Raw genomic sequence first — 26,843 nt, forward strand, 5'->3', positions numbered from 1 at the left:
GGCCACACTGGCCTGCGCGATTCACAGTACGCATTGTTGCCCGACTTGGCAACCGATTGTCAAAGATTGTTGCGATGTTTACCCTGGAAGTGGGCAACGGTCGCCTGCGCTTTCAGACAATTCCTGTGCAGCCGGTTGCCAAAACCACGCTCTAGGAGACCGTAGCGGCGGACTCAGGGTAGCTCTGGCGGTACACGTCCTTGACGATCCGCAGGGACTTTTCGGCCTCGGCGGGGCTGATCCAGAACGGCTCGGCGTCGTCCAGCCCGGCATAGAAATCGCTGATCAGCAGTTCGTGCGAGACGCCCCAGTAGGACCTGCCGCCCGATTCGCTACGTCGCTCCTCAACCACCTCTACGCGGCCGTCCCCGTAGGTGACCGTGAGGTCGCCGCGGAGGCACAGCACCGCCTTCTCCGTGACCACATCCAGGGTGACGGGGGCATTGGTGGCGTGGGCAAGCGTGGCGTAGAACGCGCTCCGCGCCCCGTTGGAGTGTTCGGCCACGAATTCCGCAGTGTCCTCCACCTCGATGGCTCCCCCCAGGAAGCGCGTGGAGGCGTTGCCGCTGACCGCCGTTACATCGCCCACCAGCCACTGGAGCAGGTCCACGGTGTGGATGGCCTGGTTCATCATCAGGCCTCCCCCGCCACCGGCCCAGCTCCCCCGCCACGGCCGGTCCCGGTAGTACTCCGCCGTGCGCTGCCACAGCACCGTGGCCGAGGCTCCCAGTACCGATCCCAGGTCTCCCGAGGACAGCAGCGAATGCATGGCCTGCGACGTCGCGTTGTAGCGGTTCTGGAAACACACCGCAATCTTGGCGCTGCCGGAAGCAGCGGCCTCAACCAGGCGCCGCCCCTCCGCCAGCGTGTGGGCCAGCGGCTTCTCGACAATGACGTTCACCCCGCGATCCAGGCAGTCCGCCGCCACTGAAGCATGACGGTCATGCGGGGTGCAGATGTGCACCACGTCCGGGCGAAGCGCTTCGATCAGGCTCAGGTGATCTTCGAAGCCGGGGACACCGTAGGCGGCCATCGCGGACGCCAGCCGCTGCGGATCCGGATCGCAGACGCCCACCAGCGTGGCGCCGTCGAGCTTTGCGATTGCCTCGAAATGCACGGAGGAGACATCGCCGCAGCCGATGACCGCCGCCGTCGTCCTCACGACAGTTCTATTCCGTTTTTCGCGGCGAGCGCCGCGAAGGCGCGGGCCGCGGTTCCGAACGCCACCGGACCGGAGAATCCGCCCAGTTCGTGGGCGCTGGCCAGATGCGGTTCGAGCGAGGCAAAGCCGGTGAAGCCGTCCGCGTTGAGGGCAGCGATGGTGGCGTCCAGTTCGCCGTCGCCCTCGCCGGCGGGCACCACTTCGCCGGTTGTGGAGAGCGCGTCCTTGACCTGGAAATACTCGAGGTAGGGGCGCAGCATGGCGTACCCGTCGGTATAGGGCTTGACTCCCACCTGGACGAAATTGGCGTTGTCCCAGGCGATGCGCAGCGCGGGCGAGTCCACCGACTGCATGATGTCCAGCACGCGTTCGGGCGTATCGCCGTAGATTCCCTTTTCGTTTTCATGCAGAAGAACGACGCCGGACTGCTCGGCGAGCGCTGCCAGCGCACCCATGCGGGCAAGGACCTCCCCGCGGATCTCTTCGGCGCTGACGCCGTCGGCGCGGTAGAAGGAGAAGATGCGGATGTATCCGGCACCCAGGCCCTTGGCGACAGAGATGATCTGCTTCAACCGGTCCAGCTCGTGCTCCACCGGAAGGCTGACGTCCACCTTGCCGATGGGGCTCGCGACCGCCGAGACCTTGAGGCCCTTGCCGTCGAGGATCTCCCTGAGCCGGGCCACCTGCCCGGCGTCCAGTTCCGAGACGTTGGTGCCCCAGGCGCTGCGGACTTCAATGTGGCTGGCGCCCAGGGCCAGCAGCACGGCGGCCTGAACGGCCGGGTCCGGATCGATCTCGTCGCCGAAGCCTGAGAGCGGCCAGGCTGTGGTTGGGGTTTTGCTCACGCGGGGTCTCCTGGATTTCGCCGTCGCCGCGAGGCAGGCCGTTCCCGGCTTAGGCGCGGTGACGCAGTTCACAACAGTGTCAGAGCCAGTTTAGGCCTTATGGCACGGCAATGACAACCGATTGCCAAACTTTGACAACCTGTGGCATTCTTGTTTGACGGACCTGTGCCGTCAGTCACAGGACCGCCACTTCTGCCCGCGCCGCGCCGGCCCGGGCACACGGTAAGAGAGCCGCCCCTTTCAGGAGGCTCACACGTTCAGAGAGGAGCGCCGTGGCTACGACGCAACCAGCGGCAGTGGACCGGCCGGCCACCATCCACGATATTGCCGCGCTCTGCGGCGTGGCGGCCTCCACCGTCTCCCGCGCGCTGTCCACGCCCGATCGCGTCAACATCCGCACCCGCCAGCGGATCGAAGCAGCGGCCGCCCAGCTCCACTACATTCCCAACAGCCAGGCCAAGGCGTTGAGCTCCGGCCGGACCGGCGCCGTCGGCGTCCTGGTGCCGGACATCACCAACCCGTTCTACTTCGACCTCATCAGGGGCACGCAGCTCCAGCTCAAGGCAGCTGGATACACGCAGCTGCTGGTGGACACGGAGGAATCCGACGAGGTGGAGGCCAGCGCCGTGGAGCAGCTGCGCAAGAGTGCGGACGGAGTGGTCGTGGCCGCTTCCCGGCTCACCGACGAAGCGCTGCTGGCTGCCGCCGCAAAAATGCCGATGGTCACCGTCAACCGCGACGTTCCCGGTGTTCCTGCCGTTCTCATCGACACGCCGTCCGCCACCACGCAGGCCCTGGACCACCTCATCTCGCTCGGCCACCACAGCGTCGCCTATGTCGCTGGCCCGGCAACCTCGCAGTCCAGCACCCGGCGGTGGACCACGCTGGCCGAGGCCGCGGAAGAGCGCGGCGTGGAGGTCCGCAGGCTGGGTCCCTTCGCCCCGAAGACACAATCCGGCGCCGCCGCCGCGGATGCCGCCGTGCACAGCGGAGTGACGGCGTGCATTGTCTTCAACGACCTCATTGCCATCGGCATGCTCCAGCGCCTGCGTGAACGCGGCATCAGGGTGCCGGAGGACATGAGCATCGTGGGCTGCGACGATATCTTCGGGGCCGATTTCTGTAATCCGCCGCTGTCCACCATGGCTTCCCCGATCGAACAGGCTGGCCGGGTGGCAGTCTCGATGCTGCTGGCCCAGCTCAACCCGCTCGCCGGCGGCGTGGCGCGCAGCCGCTCCGTCATGCCGACACATCTGACCGTCCGGGGCTCCACTGGACCCGCCCCGGACTGGGATCCGCGGCCGCCGGACTCAAGCGGAAACAGTTGAGCCCGGCGGATCGCGCTGACTAGGCTGTGACACATGCGCACACTCCAAGCCAAGATCATCGAAGAAATGGGCGTCCAGCCCCGGATCGATCCCGCAGAGGAGGTCCGCAAGCGCGTCACTTTCCTCAAGGAGTACCTCAAGGCCACCCGCACCCAGGGCTTTGTCCTGGGCATCTCAGGCGGACTCGACTCCTCGCTCGCGGGGCGCCTGGCCCAGCTGGCTGTTGAAGAACTGCAGTCGGAGGGCACGGATGCGCAGTTCGTGGCGGTCCGGCTCCCCTACGGCGTCCAGCACGACGAAGAGGACGCGCAGGCAGCCCTGGACTTCATCAAGGCCACCAAGGAATGGACGTTCGACATTTCCGCCGCCGTGGACGGCTTCGAGGACGAGTTCGAAAAGACTGTCGGCAACGGGATCTCCGACTTCCACAAGGGCAACACCAAGGCCCGCACGCGCATGATTGCCCAGTACGCCCTGGCCGGTGAGCACAACTACCTCGTCATCGGCACGGACCACGGCGCTGAATCGGTCACCGGATTCTTCACCAAGTACGGGGACGGCGGGGCGGACATCCTGCCGCTCTTCGGCCTGAACAAGCGGCAGAACCGCGCTCTCCTGGAGCACCTCGGCGCCCCGGAGCGGGTGTGGAAGAAGGTACCCACCGCCGACCTCCTGGACGACAAGCCCGGCCGCACCGACGAGGACGAACTGGGCCTGACCTATGACGAGATCGACGACTACCTCGAGGGCCGCGAAGTCTCCGACAGCGCCGCAGAGCTGATCGAGGAGAAGTTCCTGCGGACGCGGCACAAGCGCACAGTGCCGGTCAGCATCTTCGATACCTGGTGGAAGCGCGAGGGACCGGAAGAGGCCAGGGTAGGTCTCTAGGCTGGTTCAGCCGGCAGGCCGGTCCTAGGGCAGCAGCAGGATCTTCCCGCGGCCGTGGCCGCCGCGGCTTATTTCCAGGGCGTCGGCTGCCTCGATCAGCGGCAGCCGGTGCGCGATGGTGAAGGTGATCTGCCCCTCGGCGGCGAGCGTCCCCACTTCCGCCACCCGGCCTTCCAGCTGCTGTACGGCCGCCAGCCCGGCCGCGGATGACTGTTCGCCCGGAACGGTGGTCACCGCCCGGCTGGCGCCCCGGAGCAGATCGGCTGTTGCTGCCAGCGAATCCTCGCTCCCCGCGGTGTCCAGGACTGCCGTGACCGTGCCGGCGTCATCCGCCAGGGAGCGCACCCGTTCGGCCAGCCCGGGGCCGTACGTCACGGGGGCGGCGCCCAGCTCGCTGAGGTACTCCTGGTTGTCCTCCGACGCCGTGCCGATCACCCGTGCGCCGAAGGCCTGGGCGATCTGGACCGCGGCCGAGCCGACCCCGCCGGCCGCGCCATGGATCAGCACCGTGTCCCCGGCCCCCACGGCGAGCTGCTTCAGGGCCGAATACGCCGTGCCTCCTGCCACAGGGATGCAGGCCGCCTGCTCGAAGTCCACGCCTGCCGGCAACGGGGTCAGCTGCTCGGCCGGCACCACGGCTTCGGTCCGGTAGCCGCCCAGCAGCCCGTTCCAGATAACCTCGTCACCCACCGCAAACCCTTCGAACGCGGGACCGACGGCGGTGACGACGCCGGCCGCCTCACTTCCGGGCACGGCCGGAAAGTCCAGGGGAACCCACTTTTTCAGGTAACCGGCCACGAGCTTCCAGTCCACGGGGTTGACGCTGACCGCCCGAAATTCCACACGGACCTGGCCGTCACCTGGCTCGTCCAGCGTCTCGGTACCCACCTTCAGGACCTGCGGATCGCCGTATTCCTCAAAGTAGACCCGTGTGCTCATGGCTCTGGCTCCTTCGGTGCTGTCCTGCGCTGTAGTGAAAGCGTAGGCAGTGCAGTTCGGGCACCACAAGGAGCCAGATGACCTCACCGGCGCTCAGGGCCGGACTTCCACTTCCCCCACCATCCCCATATAGTCGTGGAGCGCGCAGATGTAATCGAACTCGCCCGCCTTATTGAACGTCACAGAGAACTTGGCGCCCGGTTCCATCAGGCCGGAGCTCAGATTCCCGCCCATAAAGTTCTTGGGACTTCCCACAGGGGCGAATACGTTCGCCGGCTCGTGGCCGAACGTTACAGTGTGCGGTGCACCCATACCGGTGTTCACGAATGTCACAGTGTCACCGAGGTGGACGACTATCTCATGGTGGACGAAGCGCATCAGCATGGCGGTTTCGTTGTCCGTTCCGGCGATCACCTTATGGTTACTGGCCTGCCTCCCGGCGGCCTCCCATTGCTTCTCGCCGTCCCGCACGATCTTCCGTTCCTCCTTCTTGGTCTGGTGGTCGTACTGCGACTGGGTGAACGGGTAGTCGGTTCCGGCAGCCCTGACATGGACAGCACCTTTCATCGCCATGCCATGAACGATGCAGTAGTAGGTGAACTTGCCGGTGTGCGTGAACTTCAGCGTGTAATGCTCCACGGCCTTGAAGCCGGTGTTGGAGACGCTTGCCATGATTCCGGAGTTGTAGTACGAGTGGCCGTCATAGGTTGTGCCGCCCTGCCGGCCCAGTTGGTTCGGGTCAAAGGGGTTGAACGGCTTGAGCGACTGGCCTTTCGCCAGGAAGGTGACGGTGTGGATTTCTGCGGAGTTGGCCTCCCACTTGATGCTGTCTCCGGCGTTGATATAGATGTTCGACGGAAGGAAGGACATACCCTGGATCGCCTGGTCGGAGGACTCCGAGCCGACTTGGACACTCCAAGTCTTCGCTGAATCCTCGTCGTCGGCAAAGGTGGCGCTGCTGAGGGAGAGCGGCAGGAGCATGGCCGCCAGGGAGGCAAGTAGCAGGCGCAGCGGGTGCGCCCTTTGGTGGTTTGTTGGCTTGAGAGTCATGCGACTCATTCCTTTTACGCTGGGCGTTGGCAGCCGCTGTGCGGCTGGCAGGGAGGGGGCCGGCCCGCAGATTGCGGCGCCGGACCGATGCCAGAGCGGCACGGGGGGCCATCGGGACCCGGTTGCTTCCTTAGTCGCCCAGCCCAGCGAAGGAAAGAGGGCCCCGGAACCGGACCCGCCACCGGACTAGGCGACAACACGGGACTTTCCGGTTCTCGAAGGGATAAGTTGTGGTTCTGTTGAGCCGTCAGAGCCCTGATTCGTGACCGACGTGCGGCCGAAGCCGCCGGCCCGATGCTACAGATACAGTCCTTATGGTGCTCGGCGTCAATGTATTTGTCGAGATGCCGGGGTTGTTGAGTTTGCGGAGGGCTTGCGCTGCCCGCCTGCGCCGAGCCGGACGGTGAGCCGGTGGGCCTCCTCCAGCAGGAGCCGGCCCAACAGTTCACGCCGGTCTTCACGAAAGCGCGGTTCGATGCCGGTCAGGGACAGTGCCCATGACGGCCGGCCGGCCTGGTCGAAGACGGCGGCGCCCATCCCCCAACTGCCCTCCAGCACCAGGCCCGGGTTCACCGCGTACCCCCGCCGGCGGGTCTGGTCCAGATTGTTCCGGACCACCTCTTCCGGGTGCCCGCCGGCGTACCTGCCGGCGTGGTCCGGCCAGTCAGCAAGGATCTGCTCTTGTTCCGCCTCGGGCAGGAACGCCATGATCGCTGTTCCGGCCGATGCCACGCCCAACGGAAACCGCACACCCTCGTGGAGCACGAACGAGCGGACGGGGAAGCTGCCCTCCTCCCGCAGCAGGCAGACGGTCTCGGCACCCCGGCGGATCGAGAAGAAGGCGCTCTCGCCGGTCTCCTCGGCGAGTCGGCGGAGGCTGGGCCTTGCGAGGTCCTCCAGGGGAAAGCGCGCCGCGGCCACCGAGCCCATCAGCAGCGCCTCGGGGCCGAGTACCCAGTTCCCGCTCAGGGGGTCGTGGTCCAGCAGCCCCTCGGCCGCCAGCGACGTGAGCAGGCGATGCACGGTTGGACGGGTCAGCCCCGTGTCCCGCACCAGCTCCACGAGCGGGCTTCCTTCCGGCTTGCGTCCCACGATGCGCAGAAGCCCTGCGATGCGGCTAACGACCTGTGCGCCCTGGACCGGTGCCTGGTTCACATTCACTCCTTGAATATCCATATTGTGGACGGTTCTCAGCCTATCGTCCACAGGGTAAAAGCGCCAGCATCACGGACAAAACGAGCCTTGACAAGGCCCCACCGTGCGCCCTACGCTCCACAGTCAGCACCAGCGTCCATAAAGTGGACTGCTTCACAGCTCAACGAGGAGATGCGATGTCCAAACTGAAATCCAGCACCGCCGATGCCCTGCACGAAGTACTCGGGGACGGCATGACCCTTGCGGTGGGCGGGTTCGGGCTGAGCGGCATTCCCGCGGACCTTATCGAGGCCGTGCGCGATTCCGGTGTGAAGGATCTGACCGTGGTGTCCAACAACATGGGCGTGGACGGCAAGGGCCTGGGCATCCTGATCGAGGCAGGCCAGGTCAGCAAGGTGATCGCGTCCTACGTGGGCGAGAACAGGCTCTTCGCCGAGCAGTACCTCGCCGGCGTCCTGGAGGTGGAGTTCACCCCACAGGGCACCTTGGCGGAGAGGCTGCGCGCGGGCGGCGCCGGCATCCCCGCGTTCTACACCAAGACCGGGGTGGGAACCCTGGTAGCCGAAGGCAAGCCGCACGAGGTATTCGACGGCGAAACGTACCTTCGGGAGCGCGCGATCAGGGCCGACGTCGCCCTCGTCCACGCCCACACCGCAGACACCGACGGCAACCTGGTCTACCGCTACACCGCCCGGAACTTCAACCCCGTGGTCGCGACCGCGGGCGCTTTCACAATCGCCGAAGCGGAAATCATCGTCGAACCCGGCGCGCTGGATCCGAACCACATCGTCACGCCCGGCGTCTACGTCCAGCACCTGGTCCAGGCCGGCAACAGGGTCAGGGACATCGAACAGCGCACCGTCCGCCCGCGCGCTGACCAGATCAGCCCCGAACTCGTCAACAACTAAAAGGAGACCCCCGTGGCCTGGACCCGGAATGAAATGGCTGCGATCGCGGCCGAAGAACTGAACGACGGCGACTACGTCAACCTCGGCATCGGCATCCCCACGCTCGTCGCCAACAACCTGCCCGACGGCGTCCGCGTGGTCCTGCAGAGCGAGAACGGGCTACTCGGCATGGGCCCCTTCCCCTACGAGGGCGAGGAAGACGCCGATCTCATCAACGCCGGCAAGCAAACCGTCACCGTCCTGCCCGGCGGGAGCTTCTTCGACTCCGCCACCTCGTTCGGGATGATCCGCGGCGGCCACGTGAAAGTCGCCATCCTGGGCGCCATGCAGGTCTCCGGCAACGGCGACCTCGCCAACTGGACCATCCCCGGCAAAATGGTCAAAGGCATGGGCGGCGCCATGGACCTCGTCGCCGGCACACCACGTGTCGTGGTCCTCACCGAACACAACGCAAAAGACGGCACAGCCAAAATCGTTCCCGACTGCACCCTGCCCCTGACGGGCGTGGGCGTCGTGGACCGCATCATCAGCGACCTCGCCGTCTTCGACCTGCACAAGAAGGACGACGGCGGGCGGCAGCTCACTCTCACCCGCCTCGCGCCCGGCATCACCGTGGACGACATCCGGGAAAAGACGAAGGCACAGTTCACCGTGGCCGCCGAGCTGCTCGCCGAACCGGCCCAGTTTTGACGCCGCGGGCGCGACCCTCAGCCGCGGGCCCGGATCAGCCCGGCGATCTCTGCGAAGCCCAGCCGCTCGGCGTTCTCTACCGCCGTTTTGCCCTGCGGGTCACGGATGTTGGGGTCGGCCCCGGCGTCCAGCACTGCCGGACCACGTCCTGTTGCCCCGGCCTTCCGTTGTTCAGCAGGATAGCCTCCTGCATCGCGGTCCAGCCGAGTTTGTCCCCCGTTGGCCAAAGTAAGCCGGAGGATTTCATTGAAGCCCTCGGCTCCGGCGTAGAGGAACGCCGAATCCTGGATCGAGTCCTTGGCGTTCACGTTCCCGCCTTCGCGGATCAGCCGCGCCACGAGCGCCGCGTCGTTGGCCTTCGCGGCCAGCACCCGCTGGTCCAGCTTCTGCTGCTCGTCCGGGGGCAGGGAGAGGCGTGTCGTGGCGGGAGCCGACGACGGCGATCGCGCGGTGCCGCTCGCACCGGAGCCGCCCTCCGCCGTCGGGCTTGCCGGCGCTGAAGGGCCCGGACTGGAACGGCCGGGGGTTGAGCTGGCTGTGCACGGCCAGGTGTGGCGGCTCTGCCCGGTGCTTTCCGGGAGCGGGACTAGACTCGTTCACGTCCAGCCCCGCCTTCAAGAGGAGCAGCCATGCGCGCCACCATCATCCATGGACCTGGAGACATCAGGGTGGAGGACCGCGACTATCCGGCCGTCCAGCTCCCCACGGACGCCGTAGTCCGCGTGACGGCCGCTTGCGTCTGCGGCTCGGACCTGTGGCCGTACCGCGGGGTGAAGCCGGTCCACCATCCCTCCGCCATCGGCCACGAATTCGTCGGCGTCGTGGAAAGCACGGGTGCCGGCGTCTCCACACTCCAGGCAGGCGACTTTGTGATCGCCCCCTTCGTGGTCAGCTGCGGGGAGTGCCCGCAGTGCCTGAACGGCGTCACCGTTGCCTGCGACCACCTCGCCGGCTGGGGCGGCCAGGACGACGCCGGATTCGCTGTGGACGGCGGCCAGGGCCAGGCAGTGCGCGTCCCGCTCGCCGAATCGACGCTCGTCAAGGTCCCGGATATGGGCGAGCCGGACGCAGGGCTGCGCAACAGCCTGCTGACCCTCTCGGACGTCATGGCCACCGGGCACCACGCCGCGGTCAGCGCGCAGGTGGGCCCCGGCCGCACCGTTGTGGTGGTGGGCGACGGCGCCGTCGGGCTATGCGGCGTCCTGGCGGCGAAGCGGTTGGGCGCCGACCGGATCATCGCGATGTCCCGCCACGCCGACCGGCAGGCGATCGCGCGGGAGTTCGGCGCCACGGACATCGTGGCGGAACGCGGGGACGACGGCGTCGCAAAAGTCCGCGAACTGCTCGGCGGCGTGCTGGCCGACTCCGTGCTCGAGTGCGTGGGCACCAACGAGTCCATGGAACAGGCTCTGCACTCCGTCCGTCCCGGCGGTGCCCTGGGCTTCGTCGGCGTCCCCACCGGCGGCGCGGAGATCCCGCTGCGCTACCTGTTCGACAGGAACATCACCGTGGCCGGCGGCATGGCTCCGGCCCGGACCTATATTCCCGAACTGCTCAAGGACGTACTGTCCGGCGCCATCAACCCCGGGCGGGTGTTCGACGTCGAAATGCCGCTGGAGGAGGCGCCCGAGGCCTACAAGGCGATGGACGAGCGACGCGCCATCAAGGTGCTGCTCACGCCATAAAACGGTTGCGCGTACGCGGCGCCGGGTCTACCGTGATCCGCATCAGACACCACCGCCGTCGAGGGAGCCGTCATGGCCGGGTTTGTGCAGATCATCGAATTCCAGACCTCACGCATCGAGGAGGTCGAAGCCCTGGGCCGCCCGTCAAGAACCGAGGGAACCACCGCCCCGACGTTTCGCCGCATCATCGCCACCGCGGACCGCGACCGTCCCGGGACATACTTCACCATCGTCGAATTCGACTCCTACGAGTCGGCGATGGAGAACTCCAACCGGCCTGAGACGTCCGACTTCGCCGCGCAGATGGCGGCCCTGTGTGACGGTCCCCCGGTGTTCCGCAATCTCGACGTGCAGTGGGAAGACACCGGCCAGGAGCCGGACAGCACAACCTAGGCAAGAAAATCCTGCGCTGGGACAGCCACCGCATTTGAGGCGGCCTAAGCCGCTCAAAGAGCGGGAATCAGCCCCTCCGGCTGGCGTTTGTGGACAGAATCTCCCGTTACAGGTGGGACTCCTGATGACGGTAGGTATTGCACGCCCGGCGGATGGCCCATAGGTTGGAGACAGCGGACAACAGTTTCCGCCTCTGCCTGCTGTCGGAGCAGGACCAGAATAAGGGTTACAAAGGAAGTAGCAATGGCAACAGGCACAGTTAAATGGTTCAACGCCGAAAAGGGCTTCGGCTTCATCGCTCCGGATGACGGATCGGCAGATGTATTCGCCCACTACTCGGCAATTGCCTCCAGCGGCTACCGCTCCCTGGATGAAAACCAGAAGGTCGAATTCGAGGTGACCCAGGGCCCCAAGGGTCCGCAGGCAGAGAACATCCGCCCGCTGTAACGGCTTTCCAAAGACTCCCCTGTCCGTGCCTGGCACGTACAGGGGAGTTTTTTGTTTGCAGTCCGGCACATTTGCAGCGCCTTCCGGCCCTGAGGAACCCGGCCGGCGCGCCGTTCCAAGGGGCAGCTGTCCGGCGGGGCCGCAAAGCGGCGCAGAAGTGCCCCTGACTTTGCCATGCCGCCCGGTAGAGTGCCGCCATGGATGAAAAAACGACCCTGCACCATTACCTGCGGACCCGGCGCGCCCAGCTCCTCGCCAAGCTCGACGGCCTGGGTGAGTACGACGTCCGCCGGCCGATGACGCCCACCGGCACTAATCTCCTGGGCCTGGTCAAGCATGTAGCCAGCGTGGAGCTGGATTATTTCAGCGGGGTGTTCGGGCGGCCCAGCGGCCGGATCCTGCCCTGGTTCGCCGACGGAGCAGAGCCGGACGCGGACATGTGGGCAACGCCGGAACAGACCCGCGCCGAGATCGTGGAGTTGCATCACTTCTCTGCGGAGCACACCGACGCCACCATCGAAGCGCTGGCCCTGGATGCTCCCGGAGTTGTGCCTTGGTGGCGGGAGGAACGCAGGCAAGTGACACTGCACCAGATGCTGGTTCACATGTGTGCCGAGACGGCGCAGCATCTGGGGCATGCCGACATCATCCGCGAACTGATCGACGGATCAGCCGGGCAGGGCCTCAGCGACCCCAACCTTCCACAGCGGGCCGCCGCGGAGCAGGCCGCCTACGTGGACCAGCTGGAGGCCGCAGCGCGGAAAGCGGCAGCTCCTGCTGAGTAAAGCGCCCTACACGAAGGCTGACTTCCCTGTCACGGCGCGGGCCACGATCAGGGAATTGATCTCATAGCTGCCCTCGTAGGTATAGAGGATCTCAGCGTCGCCGAAGAGTTTTCCCATCTCATAGTCGCTGCTGATTCCGTTGCCGCCGAGCACCGAGCGCCCCATGGCCACAGAGGCGCGGGCCAGCCGGGTGGTGGTGGCTTTGGCCATCGCCGCCTGCGCCATCTCCAGCCTGCCCTCCGCCTGGATCCTGGCCAGCTGCGCCATCAGCGCCAACGAGGCCGACGCATTGCCCAGAATCTCGGCGAGCTGCTGCTGAATCAGCTGGAAGCGGGCCAGTTCCTTGCCGAACTGGCGGCGCTGCAGCGAATAAGAGCGGGCAACGTCAAAGGCGGCGAGCTGAATCCCCGCAGCCTGCCAGCCCACCCAGGCCCGGGAATCCCGCAGCAGCTCGTTGGCCTTGGTGAAATCCGTGGCCCCCGGGAGCAGGTTGGCCTCCGGGATCCGGACGCCAACCAGCTGAATGTCGGCGTTCTGCATGATCCGCAGCCCGATCTTGTTGCTGATCTTGGTCGCCGTGTAGCCGGGGCGGTCCGTCTCAACAATGAAGCCCTTGATCTGCTGGTCGGCCGTGTCCCGGGCCCACACGAGGGCGAAGTCGGCGATCGTCCCGGCTCCGATCCACCGTTTGGCCCCGTCGATGACCCATTCGCCGTCCTCAAGCCGGGCCGTCGTGGCCAGCCCGCCGGCAATGTCCGAGCCGTGGTCCGGTTCGGTCAGCGCGAAGGCCCCCAGCTCCGTGAAGGCCGTCAGGCCCGGCAGCCACCGCTGCTTCTGCTCCTCCGACCCCAGGGCGTCGATCATGCCCACGATCAGTTCGTTGTGAATGCCCACCAGTGCTGACAGGGACACATCGGCACGGGCCACTTCGACGTACATGAGGCCCTTGAAGAGCGCGGTTGTCCCGTCCGTCTGCAGACCGCCAAGTCCGTGCTTTCCCAGCTCCGCGAGCAGCCCGAACGGGAACTCCTCCCGGTTCCAGTATTCGATGGACTGGGCCCGCACGCTGGACTGCAGGAAGTCCCGGATCTCGAGATAGCGCCCCCGCTCGGCCGGCGGTAGCAGGTCCGCTATGTACATGAGATCCGCATCGGCAAACGGCGGCGGGGTGGTCCCCGGTTTCCCTGCGGTGGCCTCCCCTGCACTAGCCGCCCCTGCTGTGGCCGTAGCTGGCTGTCCGTTGTCACGTCCCTGTGGCTGCACGGGCATAGGTCCCTTCGCTCTTCCAAACCCTTGGATGTCCTAGTATATTGCACAGTGATGTGGATCACTAGGATGTGAATCCCCGGGTGAAAGGTGCCCCATGACAGTCACCGACGACTTCCGTGCCGCACGCGACCAGTTGCTCGCACAGCGCCAGGACTACAGGCAGGCGAGGTCCAGCTTCGAATGGCCGCGGCCCCCGGAGTTCAATTTCGCCCTCGACTGGTTTGATGCCATCGCGGCCGATCCGGCCCGCGGCGGCAACCCGGCGCTGGTGATCCTGGAACAGGACGGCTCCGCTACCCGCCGCAGCTTCGCCGAATTGTCGGCACGGTCCGGCCAGGTAGCCAACTGGCTCCGCAACCAGGGCGTGAAACGCGGCGACCGCATGATCATCATGCTGGGCAACCAGGTGGAACTGTGGGAGCTCGTGCTGGCCGGCATCAAGCTCGGCATCGTGCTCATCCCCACCACCACGCTCATGGGCCCCGCGGACCTGAAGGACCGGGTGGAGCGCGGGGAAGCCGGCTGGGCCGCCGTCGGCAGTTCCAACCTTGGCAAGTTTGCCGAGGTGCCCGGCAGCTACCGGCTCATCGAAATCCCCGACGCCGGCAGCGGCGCCGGGGGCAGCAGCGGCAGCGAGTCGCTCCCGTACGCGGATTCCGCCGCCGCCTCCAGCGATTTCACCCCCGACGCCCCGACGCTGGCGGACGAAACCCTGTTGCTCTATTTCACCTCGGGCACCACCTCCAAGGCCAAGCTCGTGGAACACACGCACACCTCCTATCCGGTGGGCCACCTGTCCACGATGTACTGGATCGGCCTGGAGCCGGGCGACGTGCACCTCAACGTGGCTTCTCCGGGCTGGGCGAAACACGCCTGGTCCAACCTGTTCGCACCGTGGATTGCCGAGGCCTGCGTGTTCGTCTACAACTACGAGCGCTTCGATGCCAGGGCCCTCATGGAGCAGATGGAGCGCGAGAAGGTCACCAGCTTCTGCGCACCGCCCACCGTCTGGCGGATGCTCATCCAGGCCGACCTCAGCCTCCTCAAGAACCCGCCCACGAAGGTTGTGTCGGCCGGCGAGCCGCTCAACGCGGAGGTCATCGGCCAGGTCCAGCGTGCCTGGGGCCAGACCATCCGCGACGGCTTCGGCCAGACCGAGACCACGGTGCAGGTGGCCAATACCCCCGGCCAGCCCGTCAAGATCGGCGCCATGGGCCAGCCCCTGCCGGGGTACGACGTGGTCCTCGTCGATCCGGTCACCGGAGAGGAGTCCGACGACGGCGAACTGTGCCTGCGCCTCGATCCCCGCCCCGCCGGGCTGATGAAGTCCTACTACGGCGACCCGCAGAAGACGGCCGAGGCCTTCCGTGGCGGCTACTACCACACCGGCGACATGGCAAGCCGGGACGAACACGGCGTCATCACCTACGTGGGCCGCGACGACGACGTCTTCAAGTCCTCCGACTACCGGCTGTCCCCGTTCGAGCTGGAGAGCGTGCTCATTGAGCACCCGGCGGTGGCGGAGGCCGCCGTCGTCCCCTCCCCGGACCCGCTGAAGCTGTCCGTGCCCAAGGCCTTCGTGGTGCTGGCTGCCGGCCACGAACCGGGTCCCGAGCTCGCCGAGGAGATCCTGCGCTACTGCCGCGACCACCTGGCGCCGTTCAAGCGCATCCGCCGGCTGGAGTTCGCCGAGCTGCCCAAGACCATCTCCGGCAAAATCCGCCGGGTCGAACTGCGGCACAGCGAGGAGCTCCGCCACGCGGACGGCCTCCAGCCCGGCGCGGACGGTGCTCCCGGAGGCCTGGGCACGGAATACTCCGAAACGGATTTCCCGGGCCTGAAAAGCCAGGGCTGAGCCGTGAGCCCGCCGCTGCCCCGCGACCCCATTGCCGACGCGCAGCGCAACTGGGAAAGCCACGGCTGGGGCGACGTCGCCGCCCCGATGGCTGCAATCACGGCCATCATGCGTACCCAGCAGATCCTGCTGGCCCGCATCGAGGGGGCGCTGAAGCCCTTCGGACTGACCTTCGCCCGCTACGAACTGCTGGCGCTGCTCAGCTTCGCCAGGAGCGGCGCCCTGCCCATGAACAAGGCGAGCGCCCTGCTCCAGGTCCATCCCACCTCGGTGACAAACGCCGTCGACCGCCTCCAGACGGCGGGGCTGGTAGTCCGCTCCCCGCATCCCACCGACGGGCGCACCACCCTGATCGAGCTCACGGCCGAGGGCCGCACGCTGGCAAAACGGGCGACGGCGGTGCTCAACTCCGAAGTTTTCAGCCAGTCCGGTTTCGGCGCAGGGGACGTGGACCAGCTGATCCGGATCCTGGGCGACTTCCGCCGCGGCGCCGGGGACTTCACGGACTGAGCTGCTGCGCGGACCGACTGGCTCTGTGGACCGACTGGCTTTGTGGGCTCACTGGCTTTGTGGGCTCACTGGCTTCACGGACCGAGACGCGGCAGGGCGGCTAGCCGGTGGGCACACCATCCGTGTCCGCGGGGCTTTTGGCGGCCTGGCTTTCCGACGGGCGCCGGAGCTCCTGGACGAACGTGTCAAGCAATGCCGCCTGCTGTGGGCTGTTGGCAAGCTGCACGAGGTCGGCGGCCGTGCTGGCCACCTTGATGTTGGTGGCCTGGCTGTACGTGGCCAGCAGATTGAAAGCGTCCACGGAACCGATCCGCAGGATCCCCATCAGGATGCCCTTCGCCTGCTCTATGGTGCTTCGCGTGCCCAGGGCCCCTGCCACTGCCTCGCGTGCTGCCCGCTCCGTTTCCCAGTGCAGCGTGCTGGTCAGGTCAACGATGAATCCTTCGACAGCGCTGAGCCTGCCGTCCGCCATGAGCGCTTCGCCCGCGGTGAGGACACGGTGCTCCCGCATGCGCGCGTCGATGACGCGGTGGTAACTGCAGAAGAATCCGCCCGTTTCGCAGGCTGCCATGAAAATATCATGGCAGCGCTCCCTGTCGTCGGGATGCTTGTGGGAATACAGCAGCTCCACCGTGGGGACGATGTCACCGCGGCGGTAGCCGTGCAGCGTGTACAGCTCATCGGACCACTCGAGCTGTCCGGAGCCGGCATCGAAGTGAAACGTGCCGGCAACACAATCCGCCGGCGCCAGGGCACTCGAGTATGCCCGCACGGTTTTTGGAAGACTCATCGCGGCCCCCTGCCGCCCTACCCGGCCATCCCCTGGCACTGGACGGGGATGCGCTGGGAATGGGGCCGGACGGAAGTTCGGGGGCGGGGACCGGGGAAGCGGTCAGCGGGGGCCGCGGCAAGCTCCTTCACGTGCCCCATTCCGGCATACTCACGGACCGCAGCAATGCCTTCAACCGCGGCGGCCTTGCTGGGAAATGGGCGGGACACGGCCATCACGGTGCCGTCCGGGGCGGTGAGCTGGAATCTGAATGAAGCCTCTGCGTCAATGAAGAGTTCGAACATGCCAGCCATTTAGCCCTCCTGGATCCGGGAACACGGCCTCCAGGACGCCGTCGTCGCCGGAAGCAGCTGAGGATATTCTCACTGTCGCTCCGCGCGGATGAGCCGGGGCGCCAATTGAGGAATTTATGAAATTGTGAACCAGTTGCCGGCTCTTGGCAAGGCCTGTCCGCGGCTGCTCCCGTGACCTCCGCGCCCCTGCAGATGGATTCCCGACAATAGTTCGCCCTGCTCCCCCGGGGACAGACCGTTCTGTCTCTATACTTAGGTCTAGACGCCTTGGGGGCACCAGTCTGGCGGGCCTAGCAACACCTCGCAGCAGCATCTGGCAAGGAACAGCGGAAGGAGTCCAGAATGGGCGACATGCCCGACGGCGTGATTCTCACCGAGGTCAAGGCCGACCTGTTCAAGTCCATGGGCCACCCCGCACGCATCCTGGTCCTGGAGATGCTGGTCAGCGGTCCGGTGACGGTAAGCAACCTGCGGGACAGCACCGGGCTTGAGGCCTCGAACCTCTCCCAGCACCTCGGCATCCTGCGGCGCCAGCGGCTGATCGTTCCCTCCCGGAAGGACGGCCGCCTGTTTTACGAACTGACGTCCCCAGAGGTAACGGAGGTCCTCGAGGCGGCCCGCGGCCTGCTCGGCTCTATCCTCGACGTCAGCGGCGTGCGGCAGCAGAACGGCGGATCCGACGACGGCCCCGGCGCTGCGCCGGCATCCACTCTTACGCCGGCAGCGCAGGCAGCAGGCTAGGCAGGATCGGCGACGGCGGCCGGCGCGGCATGTCCGAACAGCCAGGCCGCGACGTCGCTGCGCAGCACAACATGCGGGCTGCCCGTTCCGCTGACACTTCCGGCCGGAACATAGTAGCCGCGGCCGCCGCCCGGACCGCCGGCAGCCCGGTCCAGCGCCTCCACGATCCTGCGGCTCAGGTGCCCCTGCGGGCCCGTAGCGTGGATTTCCTCAAGTTCAGCAGCGGTGAGCCGTCCCAGTACAGCAGCGATATCGGCCACGGTCGTTCCCCTTTTCGCACGATTGCCTGAATTGGCACGTTGCCTGAAGTGCAAGGCTAGGGCACCGCGATTAACGGCAGGTGAAGTCCCGGCGGCCATTGGCGTACGGACAGGGGCCTGTGGGCCTTACCGGACCCGGGAATCATTGCCCAGGCATCAGTACCCGGGAGCGGGCGCCCCGGAGTCGAGTACCCGCAGTCAGTACAGGAAGATGTCGACCCAGCTCCGGTTGTGCGCGTGAAGCAGGACGAGGAAGAGCACGAAGTCGAAGAGCAGGTGCACGCTCACGATGTACGACAGTGACTTGGTCACGGTGAAGATGCGGGCCTGCAGCAGGGCGAACGGATAGATGAAAAACGGCGCCCAGGCTCTGAACCCCAGTTCCCACAGGAAGGACGTGAAGAGGACCGCCTGCAGCAGGTTCGCCTGCCAGCCGGGCAGGTGTCGGCGCAGCAGCGCGAAGCACGTGCAGATGAAGAACAGCTCGTCCCAGATGCCCAGGGCATTGGTGCCGACGAAAAGCCGCGCGATGCCCTCGGGTTCGTGCACGGCCGGCCAGTTCGTGTAGACCCCGGTCCTGATCATGTAGACGGGCAGCAGGGCATAGCCGATCACCACGACGGCGGGCAGGTACCACTTCTCCGCACGTGTCCATTTCTGCCCCGTCCGCACCGGAAACACCACCGCGTGTTCTTTGGTGGCAAACCGCGACACGGCGTAGGGGATGCCCACGGCCGCGATCATGGCCGACCCCATGACGAGCATGTGGGACGTGCTGACGTCGGTGGTGATGGGCACGGCACTGATGATGGCCACTCCCGCTGCAATCAGCGCGAGGTCGCGGAACAGCAGCCGGTCAACGAATGCCGCAACGGCCAGCGCTGCGGCGAGCAGGGCGTAGCCCGGCCGGCTCTGGTCCAGCGCGAACAGGACAAAGCCTGCCAGCGAGACCATGGCCGCCGGGACAACGCGCAGGGAAGTTTCCTTTCCTGTGCGCTCCCCGGTCAGCCGGGCGCTCACCGGTGCCTGAACTCCGGCTGGCGCTTCTCCGTGAAAGCCGCCATGCCTTCCTTCTGGTCCTCGGAGGCGAAGAGCGAATGGAACAGCCGGCGTTCAAAGAGCACTCCCTGCGCCAGCCCCGTCTCGAAGGCCGCGTTGACGGCTTCCTTGGCCAGCATGGCGGCGGGCTTCGACTTGGACGCGATGACCTCGGCAGCCTTCAGCGCCTCCTCCACGGTGTCCGCGGCCGGCACCACCCGCGCCACCAGGCCGGAGCGCTCTGCCTCGTCCGCGTCGATGAACCGGCCGGTGAGGATCATGTCCATCGCCTTGGCCTTGCCCACGGCGCGGGTGAGCCGCTGGGACCCGCCCATGCCCGGGACCACGCCCAGGTTGATCTCGGGCTGGCCGAATTTGGCGTTGTCGCCGGCGATGATGAAGTCACACATCATGGCCAGCTCGCAGCCGCCGCCCAGCGCGAAGCCGGCCACCGCGGCGATCAGCGGTATACGCAGCCGGGTCAGGTCCTCCCACCCGCGGAACCAGTCGGCGTCGTACATCTCCAGATAGCCCTTGTCCGCCATCTCCTTGATGTCAGCGCCCGCGGCGAAGGCCTTCCCCGAGCCGGTGATGACGACCGCGCCGACGCCGGGATCCGCGTCCATGGCCGTAACCGCCGCGACGAGTTCATCCAGGGTCGTCCGGTCCAGGGCGTTCAGCGCCTCAGGCCTGTTCAGGGTGACGAGGCCAACGCGCCCGCGGCGCTCCACCAGAATGTTCCCGTACTCGTGCGTCATCCATGCCCCTCACGTGATTGGTAGATCCTGAAGCTAAGCCTACTGTCCTGACTTGTCCCGGATGTCGGTGATGATGCCGGAGAAATCCCGGCCGGCGCCGCCCTCGGCGGCGAAGACGTCGTAAATCTCGGAGGCCAGGGGGCCCATCCGGGCAGCCACGCCGGTGGACTCGAGGGCGTTCAGTGCCAGCCGGAGGTCCTTGGCCATCAGTGCGCCGGCGAACCCCGGCTGGTAGTCACGGTTGGCCGGACTGGCGGGCACGGGTCCCGGGACCGGGCAGTTGGTGGTGAGGGCCCAGCACTGCCCTGACGCCGCGGAGGCTACGTCGAACAGTGCCTGGTGGGTCAACCCGAGCTTCTCCCCGAGCACGAACGCCTCGCTCACCGCGATCATCGAGACGCCCAGAATAAGGTTGTTGCAGACCTTCGCAGCCTGGCCGGCCCCGTGCTCGCCGCACAGCACCGCGCGTTTTCCCATCACGTCGAACAGGGGCCGCACCGTCTCGAAGTCCTCCGGCAGCGCGCCGACCATGAAGGTCAGCGTGCCGGCCTCCGCCCCTACCACGCCGCCGGAAACAGGGGCGTCCACGGAGCGGTGCCCGGCGTCGAGGGCCAGCCGGGCGGCTTCCCGTGCCTCGTCCACGTTGATGGTGGAACAGTCCAGGAACATGGTGTCCGGCGCCGCAGCGGCCAGCAGTCCCGGCTCCCCGTCTCCGCCCCGGTACGCGTCCAGCACGTGCTGACCGCTCGGAAACATCGTCAGCACCACCCCGGCGCCGGTGACGGTTTCCGCGGCGCTGCCGGCGATGGGGACGCCGTGCTCACGCGCAGCGTCCAGCGCTGCGGGAACCACGTCGAAACCGATGACCTCGTAGCCCGCCTTGACCAGGTTGACCGCCATGGGGCCGCCCATGTGGCCCAGCCCCAGGAAGGCAACGCGCGGTTTTGCTTCACCAGGCTGGATTGCTTCATCAGGCATGGTCCGACTCCCTTTCCCACAGAACAAGTTCCCGGTCCCCCAGCGGTGCGAAGTACCGCTCGACGTCGTCCGCGTGCACTTCCTGCAGCGTCGCAGGCCGCCACTGCGGATTGCGGTCCTTGTCCACCACCTGTGCCCGGATCCCCTCGCGGAAGTCCGGTCCGGTGAGGCAGCGCAGGCCCACGCGGTATTCCTGGGCGAGAGTTTCATCGAGCGTCTGCCCGCGCGATCTGCGCAGCGACGCCAGGGTCACCTTGACCGAGGTGGGCGATTTCGCTTCGATGGTGTCGGCGGCGGCCGCGGCTTCCCCGCCCGCGGCTTCCCCGCCCGCGGCGCGCAGCCGCCGGACGATTTCCTCGGCGTCGTCCGTTGAATAGCAGGCGTCCATCCAGTCCCGCTGTGCCGCCAGTGCCGAGTCGGGCGCCTTTTCGGCAAAACGTACGACGGCGGCTTCCGCGCTTTCGTTCTCCAGCGCCGCGGCAAGGGCGGCAAGGTTGCCGGACGGGACGAAATAGTCGGCGAGCCCCAGGAACAGCGCATCCGCACCGCTGAGGTGGGCGCCCGTGAGGGCAGCATGGGTGCCCGTCTCCCCCGGTGAGCGTGACAGCAGCAGCGTCCCGCCGACGTCGGGCACGAACCCGATGGTGGTCTCCGGCATCCCGGACCGCGTCCGTTCGGTGACAACGCGCAGCGAGCCGTGCGCGGAGATGCCCACGCCGCCGCCCAGCACCAGCCCGTCCATGAATGCCACGTAGGGCTTGGGGAACTTCTCGATCCGGGAATTCAACCGGTATTCGTCCGCCCAGAAGCCGGCCGTTTGGTCCCCGCCGGCGAGGATGTCCCGGTAGATGGCAACGATGTCCCCGCCGGCGCACAGGCCACGGTCACCGGCGCCCTGGACCAGCACGGTGGCCACGCTGTCATCGTCTGCCCAGGCGGTCAGCTGTTCAAGGAACGCGGTGACCATGCCGGCCGTGAGCGCGTTGACTGCCCTGGGCCGGTTCAGCGTGACCACCCCCAGCCTGCCCCGTTGTTCGAACAGCACCTCTTGTTCAGGTTCAGTCATCAGCTTCCTTCCGGCATGATGAAGCTGGCGCCCTGGCGGATGCCGGAGGGCCAGCGTGAGGTCACGGTCTTGGTCTTGGTGTAGAAGCGGAAGGCGTCGGCGCCGTGCTGGTTGAGGTCGCCGAACCCGGAAGCCTTCCAGCCGCCGAAGGTGTAGTAGGCGATGGGCACCGGAATGGGAACGTTAATGCCGACCATCCCCACCTGGACCCGGCTGGCGAAGTCCCGTGCCGCGTCACCGTCGCGGGTGAAGATGGCGACGCCGTTCCCGAACTCGTTCTCGCTGCAAAGCCGCAGCGCCTCGTCATAGTCAGACGCACGGAGGACGCTGAGCACGGGGCCGAAGATCTCCTCGCGGTAGATTTTCATGTCCTTGGTGACGTTGTCGAACAGCGTGGGGCCAACCCAGAACCCGCCGTCATAGCCGTCCACGGCCAGTCCGCGGCCATCCACCAGGAGCGAGGCGCCCTCCTCCTTGCCGGATTTGATGTAGCCCTCGATCCGCTCCTTGGCGGCGGGCGTCACCACCGGCCCGAAGTCGGAGTCCTTGGCCAGGCTGTGCCCCACTTTCAGGGACTTGATCCGCTCCTGCAGCCTCGCCACAAGACTGTTCGCGGTCTCCTCCCCCACGGGGACGGCCACGGAGACTGCCATGCAGCGCTCACCTGCTGATCCGTAGCCGGCCCCGATCAGCGCATCGGCGGCCATATCGAGGTCCGCGTCCGGCATGATCACCATGTGGTTCTTGGCGCCGCCGAAGCACTGGGCCCGCTTGCCGTGCGCCGCCGCAGTGGCGTAGATGTACTGGGCGATGGGGGTGGAACCCACGAAGCCGATCGCCTGGACCCGCCCGTCCTCGAGCAGCGCGTCCACGGCTTCCTTGTCCCCGTTGACCACGTTGAAGACGCCGTCCGGCACCCCCGCCTCGGAGTAGAGCTCAGCCAGGCGCAGCGGCACTGACGGATCGCGCTCTGACGGCTTGAGGATGAATGCGTTACCTGCCGCGAGCGCCGGCCCGGACTTCCACAGCGGAATCATGGCGGGGAAATTGAAGGGGGTAATGCCTGCCACCACGCCCAGCGGCTGGCGCATGGAGTGCACGTCAATGCCCGTGCCGGCGTCGTCGGAGAACTCGCCCTTGAGCAGGTGCGGGGCGCCGGCAGCGAACTCCACCACCTCGATGCCGCGCTGGATGTCGCCCCTGGCATCCGGGAGGGTCTTTCCGTGTTCCGAGGACAGGAGGGCCGCGAGCTCATCCATGTTCTGGTTCACGAGGTCCACGAACCTGAGCAGGATGCGGCCGCGCCGCTGGGCGTTCATGGCGCCCCACTCCGGCTGGGCTTTTTCGGCATTCGCGACGGCGTTCCGGACTTCTTCCGCGCCAGCGAGCGGCACTTTGGCCTGGACCTCTCCGGTGCACGGATCAAAGACATCGCCGTACCTGCCGGACGTGCCGTCTACCCGCCGGCCGCCAATGTAGTGGGACAGTTCGCGAACCATGGATGCTCCTTTGCATGACCCCGGTCATCTCTGGTGCTGAATCTACTCGGACTTCCTACTAAATTCCAGAGTCTCTGAAGCGGGGTCGGCATGCCAAGTGGGCAACCGCCGTCGTGGGGTACTTTGAGCCGCAAACAGTGCCCCTGGGCCCCGAATCCGGGCGTGTCCGCGCCGAAGTGCCCCGTTTTGGACGCGGCGTCTACCGATTCAGACAGCACCGCGGCGCCATTTCCCGGGAGTCCCATCCGCGGCCAAGTTCGGTAAGTTAGGACTGTGAAGATAGCTACCTGGAATGTGAACTCGCTGCGTGCCCGTGCCGACCGTGTGGAGGCGTGGCTGCAGCGCTCCGACTGTGACGTCCTGGCCATCCAGGAAACCAAGTGCAAGGACGACAACTTTCCGTGGGAGCTCTTCGAGCGCATGGGCTACGAGGTGGCGCACTTCGGCGTCAACCAGTGGAACGGCGTGGCCATCGCCTCGCGTGTGGGGCTGGAGAACGTCGAACGCGGGTTCGCAGACCAGCCGCACTTCGGCAAGGCAGGCAAGGATCCCGTCCAGGAAGCCCGCGCCATGGCCGCGACCTGCGGCGGCGTCCGGGTCTGGAGCCTCTATGTCCCGAACGGCCGCTCCCTCGACGATGAGCACATGCCCTACAAGCTCAAGTGGCTTGACTCCCTGAAGGACCACGCGGCCGGCTGGATCTCGGAGGACCCGTCCGCGCAGGTCGCGCTGATGGGCGACTGGAACATCGCCCCCACGGACGACGACGTCTGGGACATCGACCTGTTCCTCACCCAGCGCTACACCCACGTCAGCGAACCGGAGCGCGCCGCGTTCCGCGCCTTTGAGTCGGTGGGCTACTCCGACGTCGTGCGCCCGCACACCCCTGGCCCGGGCGTCTACACCTACTGGGACTACACCCAGCTGCGCTTCCCCAAGAAGGAGGGCATGCGGATCGACTTCGTGCTCGCCTCGCCGGCCCTCGCCTCGCGGGTTTCCGGCGCCTCGATCGACCGCGAGGAACGCAAGGGCAAGGGCGCGTCCGACCACGCACCGGTGATTGTGGAACTGACCGACTGATGGAGGCTGACGGCTGATGACAGGCAGGCATTCATGACGGGCAACCTCTACCGGGGCCAGGCCGGGCTCCCGTTCTCCTCCACGCTGCGCATCTATGAGCCGCTGGACGCCTTTCCCGAGGAGCAGCGTCCCGCCATCAAATCAGCGGGCGAACGGGCCGCGTCCCGCGCCGCGGTGGAAAACGCGGAACTGCTCGCATCCCTGGGCCGGATCACCCGGCCCGGCGGCGATCCGTTCCCCACCGGGCGGACCGATCTGGTGCGCGTCACCCGCGCCCCGGGAGTCCCCGTGGAGGATGCCGGCAAGGAAGGCGCCTCGCCGGAGGAAACGGCCGACGGCGTCGCGCTGCTGTACTGCCCCAGCCAGCTGGTGCTCCGGGCCGGGCTGGCAGCCAACGCACTGATCGAGGGCATCCACGGGCCCCTGGCCGAGCTGCTGATCCCCGAAGAACAGCGGGACAGGCACCAGGAACGCATCGACCTGGTCAACGCCCGCGACGGCGTCACCAGGGTCCACACCCGGGCCTCCACCTGGGGCATCCCCTTCAGCTGGTTTTCGCTGTTCCTCGAGTCGGACCCGCAGGACGTCGTGGAGGCCGGCGGCCGGATCCTCACCGTGCGGGTGTGGGCGCCCATCTCCGACGCCCTCGACCGGGTGCGCTACGCCGTGGCGAACCTGGCCCTCGCCGCGCCCGACCTGGACATGCTGGATGACCTCACCCAGCTCACCGAATGGCTCGAGCTGTTCCACACCGATTCGATGGTGGAACTGGACTACGGCGCGGTGGCGGACAAGGTCTATCCGGACGATTCCCCCATGGACGTGCGGCTGGGCATCGAGTGCCTCGCCGAGGGTGACATGACAGGCGCGGCCGCCGCCTACCGCCGGCTCGCCTCCCGCTGGATCCCGATCCGCCAGCTGGCCCGGGCGTCGTAACACCCGGTCCGGCACCCGGCTTTTTCAAAGACGTCAGGGGCGCTGCTAAGAGGACCGGGGCGGCGCCGTCGTGCGTCTGACTATCAGGCGGTGCGGTGCGACGGAGGACCGCACCGAACCGGCAATCCCCAAGAGTTCGTCGAGCAGCATCTTGGTGCCGAGCTCGGCCTGCTCATCGGGCCGCTGCCCCACAGTGGTGAGGCCGATCGCGTCGGAGAAGTCGTGGTCATCGATGCCGATCACGGACAGGTCTTCGGGAATCCGGACGCCCACGCGGTTCGCTTCGAAGATGACCCCCATGGCCATTTCATCGGACGCGCAGAAGATGGCTGTCGGTTTGGCGCCGGGCTGGGCCCACAGGCGCCGGAATGCTTCCTGGCCGCTGCGGACGGTGAAGTCTCCCCACTCGTCCCACTCGGGCCGGACTTCAAGGCCCGCGGCGGTCATGACGTCCTGGAAAGCCAGGATGCGGACCCGGGGAACATCGAAGTTTAGGTCTGTTTCATCGTCGCCGTGCAGCAGCGCGATGTCCCGGTGGCCGAGTTCGATGAGGTGCTTGACGGCGGTGGAGGCTGCCGCATAGTCGTCGATGCCGATATAGGCACATTCCTCCACGTGGCCGCCCACCACCACCAGCGGAATATCGATCTTCTGCAGGTGCTCCAGCTCGTCCCGGGTCAGCGCCATACACAGGACCAGGAGGGCGTCGATCTGCTTGTAGACCATGGTCTTGCTGAAGAGCCGTTCCCGGTGGCTGCCGTGGCCCCCGAGGTTGAAGAGGGAAAGGTTGTATTGCCGGGCATGGAGTTCGCGGTCCGCGCCCTCGATGGCCTTCGAGAAGAACCACCGGCTCACAAACGGGGCCAGCACGCCGATGGTCTTGGTTCGCCCGGTGGCCAGGCCCGACGCGGACGACGAGGCGACGTACCCCAGCGCCGTGGCCACCTCGAGGATTTTCTCCCGGGTAGCCGGCGAGACCCTTGGCAGGCCGCGCACGGCCCGGGACACGGTTGCGGTGGAAACACCTGCGGCCGCGGCCACGTCTTCGATACTGACTCCTGAGTGGCCACCGCGCTGTGCCCGTTCAGTAGTGCGCGCCACGATGTCCTCTCTAAGCCCTCATGCAGTTTTCCGCCATGCTGTTCTCCCGGCGGCAAGAATCCATTTTAGTCCTGCGTGCTCACTTGCGGCGCTTGGCCGTGCGCGTCGGGAGGCGCCTGCGGAGCCTGACCATGCCGTAGATTGCCAGCAGTGTGGCCAGCAGCCCCAGCGCCCACCAGACAGCGGGCTGCGCCGTCACCTCCATCCAGACTGTGCCGACGAGCAGCACCACGGCCCAGAAGCCAAGGAATCCGATGATGATGTCGAAGTCCTCGCCGGACCGTACGCGCTTGGGCGCGATGGGTGCCGGCTTCCTGCCCTGTGGTGCTGCTCCTTCCGTCACTTGACTGCACCTGCCGTCAGGCCGGCCACAATCTTGCGCTGGAACACCAGC

30 protein-coding genes are annotated in these 26,843 nt (G+C 66.7%); 13 read left to right on the forward strand and 17 right to left on the reverse strand.

What is annotated here, in order from left to right; genetic code table 11:
• Positions 1 to 151 precede the first annotated feature (151 nt).
• Together AC1DFE_RS04655 and AC1DFE_RS04660 are read right to left on the reverse strand one after the other, a co-directional pair.
• Positions 152 to 1,162, reverse strand: a complete 1,011-nt coding sequence (locus AC1DFE_RS04655; protein ID WP_476904735.1) for a Gfo/Idh/MocA family protein — start codon at positions 1,160 to 1,162, stop codon at positions 152 to 154.
• Entirely contained in the window at positions 1,159 to 2,007 is an 849-nt protein-coding gene (locus tag AC1DFE_RS04660) for a sugar phosphate isomerase/epimerase family protein (RefSeq protein ID WP_476904736.1), read from the reverse strand. The genes AC1DFE_RS04655 and AC1DFE_RS04660 overlap by 4 nt, the downstream gene beginning before the upstream one ends.
• A gap of 272 nt (positions 2,008 to 2,279) precedes the next feature.
• Here AC1DFE_RS04660 and AC1DFE_RS04665 point away from each other — a divergent pair, with 272 nt between their 5' ends.
• Both AC1DFE_RS04665 and nadE read left to right on the forward strand, forming a co-directional pair.
• A complete protein-coding gene (locus AC1DFE_RS04665; protein ID WP_476904737.1) occupies positions 2,280 to 3,335 on the forward strand; it encodes a LacI family DNA-binding transcriptional regulator in 1,056 nt (351 codons plus the stop codon).
• Between the two features lie 33 nt (positions 3,336 to 3,368).
• The gene (nadE, locus tag AC1DFE_RS04670; protein WP_476904738.1) at positions 3,369 to 4,223 is read left to right on the forward strand and encodes an ammonia-dependent NAD(+) synthetase; all 855 of its coding nucleotides are present in this window, start codon (positions 3,369 to 3,371) and stop codon (positions 4,221 to 4,223) included.
• A gap of 24 nt (positions 4,224 to 4,247) precedes the next feature.
• Here the strand turns inward: nadE and AC1DFE_RS04675 are convergent, their stop codons facing one another.
• The 3 genes from AC1DFE_RS04675 to AC1DFE_RS04685 form a co-directional block, all read right to left on the reverse strand.
• Positions 4,248 to 5,162 (reverse strand): NADP-dependent oxidoreductase, encoded by a 915-nt coding sequence (locus tag AC1DFE_RS04675; protein ID WP_476904739.1) that lies wholly within the window; start codon positions 5,160 to 5,162, stop codon positions 4,248 to 4,250.
• A gap of 93 nt (positions 5,163 to 5,255) precedes the next feature.
• Positions 5,256 to 6,212 carry a cupredoxin domain-containing protein gene (locus tag AC1DFE_RS04680; protein WP_476904740.1) on the reverse strand — a complete coding sequence of 319 codons (957 nt, stop codon included), beginning with the start codon at positions 6,210 to 6,212 and terminating at the stop codon, positions 5,256 to 5,258.
• A gap of 327 nt (positions 6,213 to 6,539) precedes the next feature.
• Positions 6,540 to 7,388, reverse strand: a complete 849-nt coding sequence (locus tag AC1DFE_RS04685) for an IclR family transcriptional regulator (RefSeq protein WP_476904741.1) — start codon at positions 7,386 to 7,388, stop codon at positions 6,540 to 6,542.
• A 155-nt stretch (positions 7,389 to 7,543) separates the two neighbouring features.
• Between AC1DFE_RS04685 and AC1DFE_RS04690 the strand changes: the two genes are divergently transcribed.
• A complete protein-coding gene (locus AC1DFE_RS04690; protein WP_476904742.1) occupies positions 7,544 to 8,275 on the forward strand; it encodes a CoA transferase subunit A in 732 nt (243 codons plus the stop codon).
• A gap of 12 nt (positions 8,276 to 8,287) precedes the next feature.
• A complete protein-coding gene (locus AC1DFE_RS04695) occupies positions 8,288 to 8,965 on the forward strand; it encodes a CoA transferase subunit B (RefSeq protein ID WP_476904743.1) in 678 nt (225 codons plus the stop codon).
• Between the two features lie 17 nt (positions 8,966 to 8,982).
• Here AC1DFE_RS04695 and AC1DFE_RS04700 read toward each other — a convergent pair whose 3' ends face one another.
• Positions 8,983 to 9,336, reverse strand: a complete 354-nt coding sequence (locus tag AC1DFE_RS04700) for an ankyrin repeat domain-containing protein (protein WP_476904744.1) — start codon at positions 9,334 to 9,336, stop codon at positions 8,983 to 8,985.
• 258 nt (positions 9,337 to 9,594) lie between these two features.
• Between AC1DFE_RS04700 and AC1DFE_RS04705 the strand changes: the two genes are divergently transcribed.
• The 4 genes from AC1DFE_RS04705 (at position 9,595) to AC1DFE_RS04720 (ending at position 12,275) form a co-directional block, all read left to right on the forward strand.
• On the forward strand, positions 9,595 to 10,650 hold the full coding sequence (locus tag AC1DFE_RS04705; protein WP_476904745.1) for a zinc-dependent alcohol dehydrogenase family protein: 1,056 nt from the start codon (positions 9,595 to 9,597) through the stop codon (positions 10,648 to 10,650).
• A 72-nt stretch (positions 10,651 to 10,722) separates the two neighbouring features.
• Positions 10,723 to 11,043: a hypothetical protein gene (locus AC1DFE_RS04710; protein WP_476904746.1), complete on the forward strand. Its 321-nt coding sequence runs from the start codon at positions 10,723 to 10,725 to the stop codon at positions 11,041 to 11,043.
• A gap of 243 nt (positions 11,044 to 11,286) precedes the next feature.
• Entirely contained in the window at positions 11,287 to 11,490 is a 204-nt protein-coding gene (locus AC1DFE_RS04715; RefSeq protein ID WP_003799085.1) for a cold-shock protein, read from the forward strand.
• Between the two features lie 197 nt (positions 11,491 to 11,687).
• Positions 11,688 to 12,275 carry a DinB family protein gene (locus AC1DFE_RS04720; RefSeq protein WP_476904747.1) on the forward strand — a complete coding sequence of 196 codons (588 nt, stop codon included), beginning with the start codon at positions 11,688 to 11,690 and terminating at the stop codon, positions 12,273 to 12,275.
• 6 nt (positions 12,276 to 12,281) lie between these two features.
• Here the strand turns inward: AC1DFE_RS04720 and AC1DFE_RS04725 are convergent, their stop codons facing one another.
• A complete protein-coding gene (locus AC1DFE_RS04725; RefSeq protein ID WP_476904748.1) occupies positions 12,282 to 13,415 on the reverse strand; it encodes an acyl-CoA dehydrogenase family protein in 1,134 nt (377 codons plus the stop codon).
• A gap of 223 nt (positions 13,416 to 13,638) precedes the next feature.
• On the opposite strand from AC1DFE_RS04725, the gene AC1DFE_RS04730 reads away from it, so the two are divergent.
• Positions 13,639 to 15,399, forward strand: coding sequence for an AMP-binding protein (locus AC1DFE_RS04730; protein ID WP_476904749.1), 1,761 nt, complete (start codon positions 13,639 to 13,641; stop codon positions 15,397 to 15,399).
• A gap of 3 nt (positions 15,400 to 15,402) precedes the next feature.
• A complete protein-coding gene (locus AC1DFE_RS04735; RefSeq protein ID WP_476904750.1) occupies positions 15,403 to 15,909 on the forward strand; it encodes a MarR family winged helix-turn-helix transcriptional regulator in 507 nt (168 codons plus the stop codon).
• 100 nt (positions 15,910 to 16,009) lie between these two features.
• On the opposite strand, the gene AC1DFE_RS04740 is transcribed toward AC1DFE_RS04735, so the two are convergent.
• Positions 16,010 to 16,699 carry a PAS and ANTAR domain-containing protein gene (locus tag AC1DFE_RS04740; protein ID WP_476904751.1) on the reverse strand — a complete coding sequence of 230 codons (690 nt, stop codon included), beginning with the start codon at positions 16,697 to 16,699 and terminating at the stop codon, positions 16,010 to 16,012.
• 17 nt (positions 16,700 to 16,716) lie between these two features.
• A complete protein-coding gene (locus tag AC1DFE_RS04745) occupies positions 16,717 to 16,992 on the reverse strand; it encodes a YegP family protein (RefSeq protein ID WP_476904752.1) in 276 nt (91 codons plus the stop codon).
• 342 nt (positions 16,993 to 17,334) lie between these two features.
• Between AC1DFE_RS04745 and AC1DFE_RS04750 the strand changes: the two genes are divergently transcribed.
• Positions 17,335 to 17,733: an ArsR/SmtB family transcription factor gene (locus tag AC1DFE_RS04750; RefSeq protein ID WP_476904753.1), complete on the forward strand. Its 399-nt coding sequence runs from the start codon at positions 17,335 to 17,337 to the stop codon at positions 17,731 to 17,733.
• Here AC1DFE_RS04750 and AC1DFE_RS04755 read toward each other — a convergent pair.
• From AC1DFE_RS04755 to AC1DFE_RS04780, 6 genes are all read right to left on the reverse strand, one after another.
• A complete protein-coding gene (locus AC1DFE_RS04755; RefSeq protein ID WP_102972959.1) occupies positions 17,730 to 17,993 on the reverse strand; it encodes a hypothetical protein in 264 nt (87 codons plus the stop codon). The genes AC1DFE_RS04750 and AC1DFE_RS04755 overlap by 4 nt on opposite strands.
• 198 nt (positions 17,994 to 18,191) lie before the next feature.
• On the reverse strand, positions 18,192 to 19,013 hold the full coding sequence (locus AC1DFE_RS04760; protein ID WP_476904754.1) for a CPBP family glutamic-type intramembrane protease: 822 nt from the start codon (positions 19,011 to 19,013) through the stop codon (positions 18,192 to 18,194).
• Positions 19,010 to 19,789: an enoyl-CoA hydratase gene (locus tag AC1DFE_RS04765; protein ID WP_476904755.1), complete on the reverse strand. Its 780-nt coding sequence runs from the start codon at positions 19,787 to 19,789 to the stop codon at positions 19,010 to 19,012. Before AC1DFE_RS04765 ends, AC1DFE_RS04760 begins: the two co-directional genes overlap by 4 nt.
• A gap of 39 nt (positions 19,790 to 19,828) precedes the next feature.
• Entirely contained in the window at positions 19,829 to 20,767 is a 939-nt protein-coding gene (gene mmsB / locus AC1DFE_RS04770) for a 3-hydroxyisobutyrate dehydrogenase (RefSeq protein WP_476904756.1), read from the reverse strand.
• The gene (locus AC1DFE_RS04775; RefSeq protein WP_476904757.1) at positions 20,760 to 21,833 is read right to left on the reverse strand and encodes an enoyl-CoA hydratase/isomerase family protein; all 1,074 of its coding nucleotides are present in this window, start codon (positions 21,831 to 21,833) and stop codon (positions 20,760 to 20,762) included. Before AC1DFE_RS04775 ends, mmsB begins: the two co-directional genes overlap by 8 nt.
• A complete protein-coding gene (locus AC1DFE_RS04780; protein WP_476904758.1) occupies positions 21,833 to 23,332 on the reverse strand; it encodes a CoA-acylating methylmalonate-semialdehyde dehydrogenase in 1,500 nt (499 codons plus the stop codon). The genes AC1DFE_RS04775 and AC1DFE_RS04780 overlap by 1 nt, the downstream gene beginning before the upstream one ends.
• A 273-nt stretch (positions 23,333 to 23,605) precedes the next feature.
• Here AC1DFE_RS04780 and AC1DFE_RS04785 point away from each other — a divergent pair, with 273 nt between their 5' ends.
• Together AC1DFE_RS04785 and AC1DFE_RS04790 are read left to right on the forward strand one after the other, a co-directional pair.
• Positions 23,606 to 24,412: an exodeoxyribonuclease III gene (locus AC1DFE_RS04785; protein ID WP_476904759.1), complete on the forward strand. Its 807-nt coding sequence runs from the start codon at positions 23,606 to 23,608 to the stop codon at positions 24,410 to 24,412.
• 33 nt (positions 24,413 to 24,445) lie between these two features.
• Positions 24,446 to 25,348, forward strand: coding sequence for a DUF8083 family protein (locus AC1DFE_RS04790; RefSeq protein WP_476904760.1), 903 nt, complete (start codon positions 24,446 to 24,448; stop codon positions 25,346 to 25,348).
• A gap of 45 nt (positions 25,349 to 25,393) precedes the next feature.
• Here AC1DFE_RS04790 and AC1DFE_RS04795 read toward each other — a convergent pair whose 3' ends face one another.
• On the reverse strand, positions 25,394 to 26,449 hold the full coding sequence (locus AC1DFE_RS04795) for a LacI family DNA-binding transcriptional regulator (protein WP_476904761.1): 1,056 nt from the start codon (positions 26,447 to 26,449) through the stop codon (positions 25,394 to 25,396).
• A gap of 79 nt (positions 26,450 to 26,528) precedes the next feature.
• Positions 26,529 to 26,792, reverse strand: coding sequence for a hypothetical protein (locus tag AC1DFE_RS04800; protein WP_476904762.1), 264 nt, complete (start codon positions 26,790 to 26,792; stop codon positions 26,529 to 26,531).
• Positions 26,793 to 26,843: the final 51 nt, after the last annotated feature.

This window comes from Arthrobacter sp. 05T423, from assembly GCF_056396245.1.